General features: G+C 69.0%; 11 protein-coding genes. 3 read left to right on the top strand and 8 right to left on the bottom strand.

The annotated features are described in order from the left end of the window. Nucleotides 1-649, top strand: a 649-nt coding sequence (locus G3N96_RS24055) for an HAD-IC family P-type ATPase (RefSeq protein ID WP_206138705.1), incomplete at its 5' end; no start/stop codon positions are given. 176 nt (nt 650-825) lie between these two features. On the opposite strand, the gene G3N96_RS24050 is transcribed toward G3N96_RS24055, so the two are convergent. The 4 genes from G3N96_RS24050 to G3N96_RS24035 all read right to left on the bottom strand — a co-directional run bounded on the left by G3N96_RS24050 (nt 826) and on the right by G3N96_RS24035 (nt 4030). Beyond that, nucleotides 826-1305, bottom strand: a complete 480-nt coding sequence (locus G3N96_RS24050) for a GNAT family N-acetyltransferase (protein WP_071333859.1) — start codon at nt 1303-1305, stop codon at nt 826-828. Between the two features lie 157 nt (nt 1306-1462). After that, nucleotides 1463-1618 (bottom strand): hypothetical protein, encoded by a 156-nt coding sequence (locus G3N96_RS24045; RefSeq protein WP_006481665.1) that lies wholly within the window; start codon nt 1616-1618, stop codon nt 1463-1465. Between the two features lie 175 nt (nt 1619-1793). Further along, nucleotides 1794-3239, bottom strand: a complete 1446-nt coding sequence (locus G3N96_RS24040; RefSeq protein ID WP_206138703.1) for a flagellar hook-length control protein FliK — start codon at nt 3237-3239, stop codon at nt 1794-1796. 92 nt (nt 3240-3331) lie between these two features. Further along, complete coding sequence (locus G3N96_RS24035) at nt 3332-4030, bottom strand: MgtC/SapB family protein (protein ID WP_089496033.1); 699 nt, start codon at nt 4028-4030, stop codon at nt 3332-3334. Nucleotides 4031-4144: 114 nt separating this feature from the next. Here G3N96_RS24035 and G3N96_RS24030 point away from each other — a divergent pair, with 114 nt between their 5' ends. Further along, nucleotides 4145-5254 carry an AGE family epimerase/isomerase gene (locus G3N96_RS24030; RefSeq protein ID WP_206138701.1) on the top strand — a complete coding sequence of 370 codons (1110 nt, stop codon included), beginning with the start codon at nt 4145-4147 and terminating at the stop codon, nt 5252-5254. Here the strand turns inward: G3N96_RS24030 and G3N96_RS24025 are convergent. Beyond that, nucleotides 5227-6846 (bottom strand): methyl-accepting chemotaxis protein, encoded by a 1620-nt coding sequence (locus G3N96_RS24025; RefSeq protein ID WP_206138699.1) that lies wholly within the window; start codon nt 6844-6846, stop codon nt 5227-5229. The two genes, G3N96_RS24030 and G3N96_RS24025, sit on opposite strands and share 28 nt — an antisense overlap. Before the next feature lie 270 nt (nt 6847-7116). On the opposite strand from G3N96_RS24025, the gene G3N96_RS24020 reads away from it, so the two are divergent. Next, a complete protein-coding gene (locus G3N96_RS24020) occupies nt 7117-7560 on the top strand; it encodes a PaaI family thioesterase (RefSeq protein ID WP_011353771.1) in 444 nt (147 codons plus the stop codon). 22 nt (nt 7561-7582) lie between these two features. Here the strand turns inward: G3N96_RS24020 and G3N96_RS24015 are convergent, their stop codons facing one another. The 3 genes from G3N96_RS24015 to acnD all read right to left on the bottom strand — a co-directional run bounded on the left by G3N96_RS24015 (nt 7583) and on the right by acnD (nt 12629). Next, on the bottom strand, nt 7583-8635 hold the full coding sequence (locus tag G3N96_RS24015; protein WP_206138697.1) for a CaiB/BaiF CoA-transferase family protein: 1053 nt from the start codon (nt 8633-8635) through the stop codon (nt 7583-7585). 182 nt (nt 8636-8817) lie between these two features. After that, on the bottom strand, nt 8818-10008 hold the full coding sequence (prpF, locus tag G3N96_RS24010) for a 2-methylaconitate cis-trans isomerase PrpF (protein WP_206138694.1): 1191 nt from the start codon (nt 10006-10008) through the stop codon (nt 8818-8820). A gap of 26 nt (nt 10009-10034) precedes the next feature. Next, a complete protein-coding gene (gene acnD / locus G3N96_RS24005) occupies nt 10035-12629 on the bottom strand; it encodes a Fe/S-dependent 2-methylisocitrate dehydratase AcnD (protein ID WP_206138692.1) in 2595 nt (864 codons plus the stop codon). Between the last annotated feature and the right edge of the window lie 51 nt (nt 12630-12680).

The following is a 12680-nucleotide window of genomic DNA, read 5'->3' as shown; positions in this document are numbered from 1 at the left end:
GCTCGACGCACGCGCGGCGGAGCTCGAGCGCGCGGGCAACACGATCTCGTGGCTGATGCGCGCCGACGCGCCACGCGCGTTGCTCGCGCTGATCGCTTTCGGCGACACCGTGAAGCCGCGCGCCCGCGACGCGATCGCGGCGCTGTCGGCGCGCGGTGTCGCGAGCGTACTCGTGACGGGCGACAACCGCGGCAGCGCGGCCGCCGTCGCGGCGTCGCTCGGGATCGGCGAGGTGCATGCGCAGGTGCTGCCCGACGACAAGGCGCGCGTCGTCACCGAGCTGAAGCGCACGCACGGCGGGATCGTCGCGATGGTCGGCGACGGGATCAACGATGCGCCCGCGCTCGCGGCGGCCGATGTCGGCATCGCGATGGCAACCGGCACGGACGTCGCGATGCACACGGCCGGCATCACGCTGATGCGCGGCGACCCGGCGCTCGTCGCGGACGCGATCGACATCTCCCGACGCACGTACCGGAAGATCCAGCAGAACCTGTTCTGGGCGTTCGTCTACAACCTGGTCGGCGTGCCGCTTGCGGCGCTCGGCTGGCTGAACCCGGTGATCGCGGGCGCGGCGATGGCGTTTTCGAGCGTCAGCGTCGTGACCAATGCGTTGTTGTTGCGGAGATGGAAGGGACGCGCGCGGTGACGTGTGGCGTGTGCCGGTGACGGGTGCCGAACGGCCAGATGGCCGTTCGGCGTTCGGCGTTCGGCGTTCGGCGCGTGGAGCGTGGCGAACATGAAGGATCGTGAGGTCGGCCGGCATTGGCCGATCGCGGCGAGTCGAATCGCCAGCGCATGACGACGCGACACCGGCCAGTGGCTTCAGTCCGAAATGACTGGCTTGATCAAGGTCGTCGTGATCGGCGCGAAGCCGCACGCACGATACAGCGCACGGGCCGCCGCGTTGTGATTGAACACCGACAGCCCGATCTCGGTGACGCCGTACCGGCGTGCCTCGGCATCGAGCGCCTCGAGCGTCCGCGTGGCCCAGCCTTGGCGGCGCCGGGACGGGGCGATGTCGAGGTCATAGATGAACAGCGTGCGGTTCGGCCCTTCAGGCACGATCGCGTACCAGAGGTCGCCCACCGCGTCGCCGCTGGCGCCGTCGATGAGCACGACGAGGGTCTGGCCGGAGGTACGCAGGCCGTCCGGCAGCAGCGTGTCGAAACAGGCGCGCGCCCGGCTGGCCGCGTCTTCGACAGCATTTTGTCCGGATGAAACGAGATCGCTCGCGTAGCCGTCGATGGCTCGCGTGCGGTACGCGTGGAATTCGCTGGCCGTCATCGGCCGCATCTGCAGCATGGCCCGGTCACCGTGAACGGAATCGGACTTCCAGTGTAGCGGGACGGTCGCGCCGGCGCGCGATGCAGCGGCGGAAAGCGGACAGGCAGGTGCGGCGAGTGCCGCGCTGACAGCGAATCAGCGAATCAGCGAATCAGCGAATCAGCGAATCAGCGAATCAGCGACGGTACAGGACGATCGGCACGAGGTGTGCACGACGCACGCGCTCGGCTTCGGCACGACGCGCAGCGTACGAGTATTCGGCGTCGAGCGGCAGGTGCGGGGACACGAAAAGGTCGTCGATCTTTTGCAGCAGGGCGAGGATGAAGCTCATGTGAGACTCCTGACAGATGTGGCTAGGGTTTTCCCTTAGATGGACTCCATTCTAAGGGTTTTCCCTGAATTCTGCCAGCGCACCGCATCAGTTTGCCGCATGCGCGCGACGGCGGATCGCCGGTACATCACGGCGATCCTTGCTACGTCTAGCTCTCAGGATAGGGTCGAAACGATTAACGCGTGCGGCGAGCGCGCTTCGCAACGGCGGCTTCGCGGTTCGCGTTGCGCTGAAGCCGGTCGACCTGCGACAGAAGCGCCTCGTGATGCTCCTCGAGCGTCATCAGCGTTGCCTGCTGCGTCGACAGATCGGCCGCGAGGCGATCGATCCGCTGCTGCTTCGTCGCGACGTCCTGCTTCAGGTGCGCGATCTGCCGCGTCTGCATCACCAGCGCGACGAGCCCGGCCAGCACGACGACGGCCAACGCCAGCAGCAGGCGGTTGACGCGGCGCATCTCGCGATCGGCCGTGCGCGTCAGGCCATCCACATCGGCCTGCAGTGCGGCGAGCCGGTCGGTCAGCGGGCGCAAGTGCGTATCCGGATCGAAGGCCGGCGCGGCCGGTTGCGTGCGCTCCGCCGAGGGCTTCGTGACAAAGGAGGCAGCAGAAGCCTGCGGCTGCGTAACGGAGGATACGGTGGCGTCGGCCCCCGGCGCGGCATCATGGGCCTTCGCGGCGTTCGCCGTGTTCGCCGTGTTGGCCGTGTTGGCCGTGTTGGCCGTGTTGGCCGTGTTCGCCGTGTTCGCCGTGTTCGCGGCAATCACCGGCTTGGCCGGCTGCGCCGACGTCTGCGGCTCGACCGTCGTCACCGGGCTCGCCCCGACCGCGTCCGCCGCCGTGCCAACGCTCGTCACGACCGGCGCGGATTGCTCCGTTGTCGCTTCGCTTGCACCGGCAGCCGTCCGGCGTTTGCCGCCCGACGACGCACGGCGTTCCTTCACTGTGTCACCGGAGGACCGCCCTTCGCGGGATTTAACGGCGGCGGCAGCAACAACAACAGCCTTCGCCACTTCACCATCAGCCGCTTGAGATCCGGTCGCCTTCGCCTCAGCACCATCGGTTGCCTGCAGCCTGGTCGCCACCGTTGCGGCGCCATCGCCCGCAGGCCCATCGACGGCCTTCGTTGCGACGCCATCGGCCAGGGGAATATCGACCGCCTTCATCGCAGCCGCGCCGGAAGCCGGCACGACGTCGACGTTTGCGTCACCACCCCTTTCAGGCGACGAAACGCCATGCGCCACCGTCGCGTCTTCAGGCGTCACAGCACCTTCTGCCGCTTCCACAAGCCCTGCCGCGGCCACCCCTTCCGGTGCACTGAACCCGTCGAGCGCAGCCTGCCGCCCGGACGCCACGTCGTCCGCGACATCGACTGCCGTATCGGCTTGCACGCCCGCTTCGTCACGCGCCGCGGCAGGCGCGCGCTCACCCGGCTCGAGCACCGGATCGCCGAACAGGTCGAGCGTCCGTTCGTCCCGCGACGGGTCGCCGGCCGGCGCACTGCCGGACCGCACTGTCGCCCTCGCGGACGTGCTGCCCGCGGCAGCAGCCGAGCGCGGGCGCGAACGGGCCGACGAACGATTGGAACGGGAGCGGGAGCGAGGCGAGGAAACGGATTCGGTCATGGAAATCGGATGGCGGGGCCCGCAAGCGCGGAACCGGATGTCGAACGGAATCGGTGGTCGGCCATTGTCGCATGTCCCATCGCCGATTCCGCTTATTCGTCGCCCGACAACCCGTTGCCCTCTTCGAAACGCGTGACGCCCTTCAGCGCGCGCAGCTTGTCGCAGATCGCCTGATATTCGAGTGCCGATACCCGCGCGAGCGCGATGCGCACCTCGTCGTGCTCGCCCGTGTCGTCGGCGCGCTGCACGATGAACTGCTTCACGCGCGCACTGTCCGGGCCGAGCGCCGCGTGCAGCGAATCGAAGTTCAGCGTGCCGCTCACGACCGTCAGCGCGAGCTGGCGCCGCTGGCGCACCGTGAAGTAGCGCCGCTCCAGCGGCTTGATGCCGGCCAGGATGATCAGGATGATGATCGTCGCCGAAATCGACGCGACGTAGAGCCCGCCGCCCACCGCGAGGCCGATCGCGGCGACCGACCACAGGCTCGCGGCGGTCGTCAGCCCGCGCACGATCTCGCCGCGCAGCAGGATCGAGCCCGCCCCCAGGAAGCCGATGCCCGACACGACCTGCGCGGCGATCCGCGACGGGTCGAGCACGATGTGCTCGCTGCTGCCGAGTACGTCGGCGAACCCGAACGCCGACACGATCATGATCAGCGTCGAACCGACACAGACGAGCATGTGCGTGCGCAGGCCGGCCGCCCACGACAGACGCTCGCGCTCGAAGCCGATGACACTGCCCAGCGCCGCCGCGAGGACGAGCCGCATCACGAGTTCCAGGTTGCTCAGCATGCGATTTATCTCCTTTTTTGGTGCCGGCGGTGCGGAATGTTTTATCCTTGGCCCCGGCCGCGCCGATCCTCCGGGCCGCGCCGACACGTTTCGAACCCAGCGCTCAACCCCGTCATGTCCGTTTCCGACTCCGCTTCCGCCCAGGCCGCCCAGCTGCGCCACCATTTCGCGCACGTCGTCTTGCCGATCTGGCGGGGTTCAGGGTTCGACCAGACATTACAGTTGCCGTTCGAAGCCGTCGATCCGGCCACCCACGCGCCGCTGCCCGTGACCCGTTATCGCGCAATGGCCTGCGCACGGCAACTGTTCGTGTTCGCGCAGGCCGGCGACATCGCGCACGCGGCCACGCTGTTCGACGCGCTGGGCCGCCACTTTCGCGACCCGCGCCACGGCGGCTGGCACTACAGCGTGGACGCGCAGGGCGCCCCGCTCGACACGACCAAGGATCTCTACACGCACGCCTTCATCGTGTTCGCGTGCGCCGCGTGGTATGCGGCGTCGGGCGACGCCGCCGCGCGCAAGACAGCCGAAGAGACCGCCGCGCTGATTCAGGATCGTTTCGCGCCGCACCGCGGCGACGCGCTGCTCGATGCGGCGCGCCACGCCGATTTCTCGTCATCCGGCAGCGGGGCGCTGCAGAATCCGCTGATGCACCTGACCGAAGCGTGGCTCGCGGCGGCGGCTGCGTTCGGCGACACGGCGTTCGACGACGCGCTCGCGCGCACCGCGCAGGCCGTCGAACGCACGTTCGTCGACGCGGCAACCGGCTGCGTGGCCGAGCTGCCGCTCGGCTCGGCCGACAACCGGTTCGAGCCCGGCCATCAGTTCGAGTGGTTCTATCTGGTCGATGCGGCCGGCGCGCGGCTCGCGCGGACCGGGCTCCCCGGCGCGCTGGCGCGCGCATTCGTGTTCGCGGAGCAATACGGCGTCGATCCGCAGACGGGCGGCGTCTGCGCGGCGCTCGACGCGCAAGGCGCGTGCATCGACGGCACGCAGCGGATCTGGGCGCAGACCGAGTACCTGCGCGCGCTCGCGACGCACGGCGGCACGGCGGCCTCCGCGCCGCTCGCGCGGCAGATCGAACGCTTCGCCGCGCGCTTCCTGCATCCGCGCGGCTGGTTCGAGTGCAAGACGGCGGACGGGCAAGTGGCGCGCGCCGACATGCCGTCGACGACACCCTACCACCTCGAGACCGCCTACGCGGCGCTGCCGGCCGGCGCGTAACCCGCGTCGTCGAACGACGGCGTCGCGCGCTCGCCGCGTGCGGCGCGGCCGTCGCCCAGTTCGAACACCGACACCGCCTGCATCAGGTGCGCGGTCTGGTCGTTCAGCGACGCGGCCGCCGCCGCGACCTCCTCCACCAGCGCCGCGTTCTGCTGCGTGAGCTGATCCATCTGCGTGACGGCCTGGTTCACCTGCTCGATCCCGACGCTCTGCTCGACCGACGCCGCGGTGATCTCGGACATCGTCTGCACGACGCGCGTGATCGACGCCGACACCGTCCGCATCGCCTCGCCGGCGCGCTCGACGAGCTCCGCGCCGCCGTTGATCTGCGAAACCGAATCCTCGATCAGCGCCTTGATCTCCTTCGCCGATTGCGCGCTGCGCTGCGCGAGCGAGCGCACCTCACCCGCGACGACCGCGAAGCCGCGCCCCTGTTCGCCCGCGCGGGCGGCTTCCACGGCCGCGTTCAGCGCAAGGATGTTGGTCTGGAACGCGATGCCGTCGATCACCGAGATGATCTCCGCGATCCGCCCCGAGCTCTGCGCGATGCCGCGCATCCGGTCGATCACGCTGTCGACCACGCCGCCGCCGTGGCTCGTCGCCTCGAGTGCCGCGTCGGCCAGCGCGCTCGCCGCACGCGCGCTGTCGGTGTTCTGCCGAACGGTCGCCGTCAGTTCCTCCATGCTCGCGGCCGTTTCCTCGAGCGACGCGGCCTGCGTGCCGGTGCGCGCCGACAGGTCGGCGTTGCCGCCCGCGATCTCGCCCGCGCCGAGGTGGATCGCATCCGACGCCTGGCGCACCGTGCGCACGGTGCCCGCGATGCTCGTCTGCATCGTGGCGAGGCCGCGCAGCATCCGGTCGATCTCGAACACGCCGCCTGCCCGCACGACCTCATCGAGCCGGCCCTGCGCGATCCGCTCGAAATGGCGGCCGGCTTCTTCCAGCGGCGCGACGACCGCGCGCCGCGCGGCCGCGTAGATCGCCGCGCTCGCCACGAGCATCGCCACCAGCAGCACGATGCCGACCGACTTGAACCAGAGCATGCCGCCGTCGATGGTGTCGAGCGCCGTGCGGCTCGATGCGCCGCCATAGTCGGTGAAGCGGCGCAACTCGGCGATATAGGCATCCTGGATGCTCTGCGTCGGCTGGTCGAGAAAAGCCTGGATGTTGTCGGCGTCGAGGAACTGCACGAGTTCGCCCAGCGCGCCGCGCAACGCGCGATAGCGCTCGGTGAGCGCCGTGACGCGCGCGCGGTTGGCATCGTCGACCGGCTGCGCGGCCGTCAGCGCGGCGAACGCCTTGTCCGCTTCCGCGAGCGACGCGCCGGCATGGCGGATGATGTCGTCGGGTTTCGGGCCGCCGCGCACCATCCGCGTGCCGGCGCGTGACAGGTTGATGCGTGCGTCGAGCAGCTGCTGGGTCGCCTGGCTGGCCGCCTCGACCTGCGTGATCGCGACGTTCGACAGATCGTCGACGCCGCTGCGCGTCGACTTGAGCGCCCAGAAGCCGAGCGCCTCGATCGCGAACAGGAAGACGCAAAACACGGTCAACACGCCGAGCAGACCCGACGCGAGCTTGATTTTTCCGAACATGGGGGAGATTCCTGGAAAGCGGACGATGAGGCAATGCCCCGGCATTAGCGGCATTTCTTCGTCGGACTTTAGGTGCGGACGGCAGCGAAATTCACGTTGGCCGCGCATTCCAGCGGAATCATCCTCAAACAGGGAAATCCACGGCATTCGACGCAATAATCGCGTCGCATCACGCTGGAAATTGCACGAAAGGCGGACGAATTTCCTTGCTTATCGGCATCCCCCTTCCTAGAGTTCAGCGCAAGCGGGCACTCATTTCGAGGAAAGTCGATGACCGACATCACGGACCACGCGCGCGGCGCATTGCGCGCGCAGCCGTTCAGCATGCTGCTGGGCACGGAGCTGATGCATATCGGCGACAACGAAGTGTCGCTGTGCCTGCCCGTGCGCGAGGAACTGCGGCAGCAACACGGTTTCGTGCACGGCGGCGTCATCAGCTACCTCGCGGACAATGCGCTGACGTTCGCCGGCGCGCTCGTGCTCGGCCCGCGCGTAATCACCGCGGAATACAAGATCAACTACCTGCGGCCGGCCGTGAACGGCACGCTCGTCGCCCGCGCGAAGCTCGTCTACGCGGGGCGGCACCAGGCGACCTGCCAGTGTCATGTGTTCGTCATCGACGGCGATCACGAGCGGCTCGTCGCGATCGCGCAGGGCACGATCAACCGCGTCGGCGACGGCAAGATGCCGGATGCGCCGGAGGAAACGGCGTGAGCGGCCGGCAGCCGGCTTCGCGCTAACCCGCCCCATCCCCCGTCAGCGGCAGAAACCGCGGCGCCATCCGCGCCCGCACGTTACCGTTCTCATCCGTCCGATAGATCCCACGCGCCGCGTTGTGCGGATGCGCAGCCGCGTCGGCCACGCTCAGCACCGGCGCGAAACACGCATCGGTGCCTTCGAGCAGCGCGCGCCAGTGCGCGGACGGCTGCTGCGCGAACACGTCGGCGAAACGCGCCTTCAGCGCGGGCCAGCGCGCGCGGTCGTACTGCGACGCCGGATCGACGTCGGTCAGCCCGAGCCGTTCGACCAGCAGCGCATAGAACGGCGGCTCGAGCGCGCCGATCGTCACGCACTCACCATCCGCGCAGCGATACACGTCGTAGAACGGCGCGTCGTGAAAGAGGCTCGGCTGCGCGCCGTCGAGTTGCCCGTTCGCGCGCGCCCACAGCGCGAGCGAGCCAAGCATCGACACGATGTCGACGATCGCGCCGTCGACCACGCGCCCCGGGCCGCCGCCGCGCACGTCGAACAGCGCGCAGACGATCCCGAACGCGAGCCCCAGCGCACCGCCCGCATCGCCGACGACGGTCGGCGGCAACCCCGGCCGGCCGTCGCGCGGCGCGGACAAAGACAGCAGCCCCGTCAGCGCGACGTAGTTCAGGTCGTGTCCGGCCGCGGCCGCAAGCGGGCCGTGCTGGCCCCAGCCGGTCATCCGCCCGTACACGAGTGTCGGCTTGCGGCGGACGCAATCGTCGGGCCCGAGGCCGAGCCGCTCCATCACGCCGGGCCGCAGCCCCTCGATCAGCGCATCGGCCTGCGCGATCAGGTCGAGCGCGGCGTCGCGGCCGGCCGGCGACTTCAGGTCGAGTTCGACGATCGTCTTGCCTTCGCGCAGCAGGTCGCCGTCACGGGCCTGCAACGCGTCCGGCGCGCTCGTGCGGCCGGACGGGCGGGCGATCAGCGTGATCCGCGCGCCCATCCCGGCGAGCATCCAGCCCGCGAGCGGGCCGGGGCCGAGCCCTTCGAATTCGACGATGTGGATGCCGGAAAGCGGCGCATCGAGCGGCATGCGATTCTCCTGTCGGTGTCGCGTATCGCGACGGTCTACGATGCCATACGCCTCTAAGCGGATCGCACCCGTTACGCGGGCTTTAACGCGTCAAATGAAAAATCCCTGCGTCGCGGGGTCCGCTTCGCAGGGATCGGGGCAAGCCGCGCGCATTCCGGCTACGTTGCCGGAACCGGCCACGGTCAGAACGCGTCGCCCGGCACCCTCACCCAGCCTTCCATCAACACGCGCGCACTGCGGCTCATGATCGCCTTGGTGACGGCCCACTCGCCGTTCTCAAGCTGCGCTTCCGCGCCGACGCGCAGCGTGCCCGACGGATGCCCGAAGCGCACCGCGTTGCGTTCGCCGCCGCCCGCCGCCAGGTTCACGAGCGTGCCGGGGATCGCCGCGGCCGTGCCGATCGCGACCGCCGCCGTGCCCATCATCGCGTGGTGCAGCTTGCCCATCGACATCGCGCGCACCAGCAGGTCGACGTCACCCGCGTTCACGCGCTTGCCGCTCGATGCGACGTAGTCGGCCGGCTTCGCGACGAACGCGATCTTCGGCGTGTGCTGCCGCGTCGCGATTTCATCGAGCGTGTCGATCAGGCCCATGCGCAGCGCGCCGTGCGCACGAATCGTCTCGAACTTCTCGAGCGCCTTCGCATCGCCGTTGATCGCGTCCTGCAGCTCGGTGCCCGTATAGCCGATCGCTTCCGCCTCGACGAAGATCGTCGGAATGCCCGCGTTGATCATCGTCGCCTTCAGCGTGCCGACGCCCGGCACCGCGAGATCGTCGATCAGGTTGCCGGTCGGGAACATCGACCCGCCCGCGCCTTCTTCCTCGGCGGCCGGGTCCATGAACTCGAGCTGCACTTCGGCCGCCGGGAACGTGACGCCGTCCAGCTCGAAATCGCCCGTTTCCTGCACCGCGCCGTTCGTCACCGGCACATGCGCGACGATCGTCTTGCCGATGTTCGCCTGCCAGATCCGCACGGTCGCGACGCCGTCGCGCGGTACGCGCGCCGGATCGACCAGCCCGCCGCTGATCGCGAACGGGCCGACCGCCGCCGACAGGTTGCCGCAGTTGCCGGTCCAGTCGACGAACGCCTTGTCGATCGACACCTGGCCGAACAGGTAGTCGACGTCGTGGCCGGGCCGCGCGCTCTTCGACACGATCACCGTCTTGCTGGTGGACGACGTCGCGCCGCCCATCCCGTCGATCTGCTTGCCGTACGGATCGGGGCTGCCGATCACGCGCAGCAGCAGCGCGTCGCGCGCGGCGCCCGGCGCCTGCGCGGCGTCCGGCAGGTCCTGCAGCCGGAAGAACACGCCCTTGCTGGTGCCGCCGCGCATGTAGGTCGCGGGAATCCTGATTTGAGGAGTGTGAGCCATGTGTGCGTTATCCCTGTGTGACGCGATCAAGCCGCCTGCGACGATTCGAGGAAGTCCTGCGCGAAGCGCTGCAGCACGCCGCCCGCCTCGTAGATCGACACTTCCTCGGCCGTATCGAGCCGGCACGTCATCGGCACTTCGACGCGCTCGCCGTTCTTGCGATGAATCACGAGCGTCAGGTCGGCGCGCGGCGTGCGCTCGCCGATCACGTCGAAGGTCTCGGTGCCGTCGATGCCGAGCGTCGTCCGGTTGGTGCCCGGCTTGAACTCGAGCGGCAGCACGCCCATCCCGATCAGGTTCGTGCGGTGGATCCGCTCGAAGCCTTCGGCGGCGATCGCCTCGACGCCCGCGAGCCGCACGCCCTTCGCCGCCCAGTCGCGCGACGAGCCCTGGCCGTAGTCGGCGCCGGCCACGACGATCAGCGGCTGCTTGCGATTCATGTAGGTCTCGATCGCTTCCCACATCCGCATGACCTTGCCTTCCGGCTCGACGCGCGCGAGCGAGCCCTTCTTCACCGCGCCGTCGACGATCGCCATCTCGTTGATCAGCGTCGGGTTCGCGAAGGTCGCGCGCTGCGCGGTCAGGTGGTCGCCCCGATGCGTCGCGTACGAGTTGAAGTCTTCTTCCGGCAAACCCATCTTCGCGAGGTATTCGCCGGCCGCGCTGTCCAGCAGGATCGCGTTCGACGGCGACAGGTGATCGGTCGTGATGTTGTCGCCGAGCACCGCGAGCGGGCGCATCCCCTGCAGCGTGCGCGCGCCGGCCAGCGCGCCTTCCCAGTACGGCGGACGGCGGATGTACGTGCTCTGCGCGCGCCAGTCGTACAGCGGCGCCGCGCGCTCGCCGGCATCCGCGCTACGCGCGAACATCGGTTCGTAGACCTTGCGGAACTGCTCGGGCTTCACGCTCGACGCGACGATCGCATCGATCTCCTCATCGGTCGGCCAGATGTCCTTCAGCGTGACGGGCTGGCCGTCCTGGTCGTGGCCGAGCACGTCCTTCTCGATGTCGAAGCGGATCGTGCCGGCGATCGCGTACGCGACCACCAGCGGCGGCGATGCGAGGAACGCCTGCTTCGCATACGGGTGGATACGGCCGTCGAAGTTGCGGTTGCCGGACAGCACGGCCGTCGCGTACAGGTCGCGATCGACGATCTCCTGCTGGATCTTCGGGTCGAGCGCGCCCGACATCCCGTTGCAGGTCGTGCACGCGAACGCGACGATGCCGAAGCCGAGCTTTTCCAGTTCGGGCAGCAGGTTCGCTTCTTCCAGGTACAGCTCGACCGCCTTCGAGCCGGGCGCAAGCGAGCTCTTCACCCACGGCTTGCGCGTGAGGCCGCGCGCATTCGCGTTGCGGGCGAGCAGGGCCGCCGCGATCACGTTGCGCGGGTTGCTGGTGTTCGTGCAGCTCGTGATCGCGGCGATGATCACCGCGCCGTCGGGCATCTCGCCCGCCTTCTCTTCCCACTGGCCGGCGATCCCGCGCGCGGCGAGATCGGACGTCGGCAGCCGCTTGTGCGGGTTCGACGGGCCGGCCATGTTGCGCACGACGCTCGACAGGTCGAACGTCAGCGTGCGCTCGTACTGCGCATTGTTCAGCGTATCGGCCCACAGGCCGGCCGCCTTCGCGTAGGTCTCGACGAGCTTCACCTGCTCGTCGCTGCGGCCGGTGAGGCGCAGGTAGTCGGTCGTCTGGCCATCGATGAAGAACATCGCGGCCGTCGCGCCGTATTCGGGCGCCATGTTCGAGATCGTCGCGCGATCGCCGAGCGTGAGGCTCGCCGCGCCTTCACCGCGGAATTCCAGGTACGCGCCGACCACCTTTTCCTTGCGCAGGAACTCGGTCAGGGCGAGCACGACGTCGGTCGCGGTGATGCCGGGCTGGCGCTTGCCGGTCAGCTCGACGCCGACGATGTCGGGCAGGCGCATCCACGATGCGCGGCCGAGCATCACGTTCTCCGCTTCGAGGCCGCCGACGCCGATCGCGATCACGCCGAGCGCGTCGACGTGCGGCGTGTGGCTGTCGGTGCCGACGCAGGTGTCCGGATACGCGACGCCGTCTTGCGCCTGGATCACCGGCGACATCTTCTCGAGGTTGATCTGGTGCATGATGCCGTTGCCCGGCGGGATCACGTCGACGTTCTCGAACGCCTTCTTGGTCCACTCGATGAAGTGGAAGCGATCCTCGTTGCGGCGATCCTCGATCGCGCGGTTCTTCGCGAACGCGTCCGGATCGAAGCCGCCGCATTCGACGGCGAGCGAGTGGTCGACGATCAGCTGCACGGGCACGACCGGGTTCACCTTGGCCGGGTCGCCGCCGCCGTCGGCGATCGCGTCGCGCAGGCCGGCGAGATCGACGAGCGCCGTCTGCCCGAGGATGTCGTGGCACACGACGCGCGCCGGAAACCACGGGAAATCACGTTCGCGCTTGCGCTCGATGATCTGCTTCAGCGAATCGGCAAGGATCGCCGGATCGCAGCGGCGCACGAGGTTTTCGGCGAGCACGCGCGACGTGTACGGCAGCGTGTCATAGGCGCCGGGCGCGATCGCTTCGACCGCGGCACGCGCGTCGAAATAGTCCAGCGACGTGCCGGGCAGGGGTTTGCGGTTGGCGGTATTCATGGTGTGGGGAACTCGGGTATGGCGTCCGGCGCACGCCGGCCCCCGTCACGC

It is taken from the genome of Burkholderia sp. Se-20373, assembly GCF_017104705.1.
Classification (GTDB): Bacteria; Pseudomonadota; Gammaproteobacteria; order Burkholderiales; family Burkholderiaceae; genus Burkholderia.
This window is presented reverse-complemented; position numbering and strand designations above follow the sequence as displayed.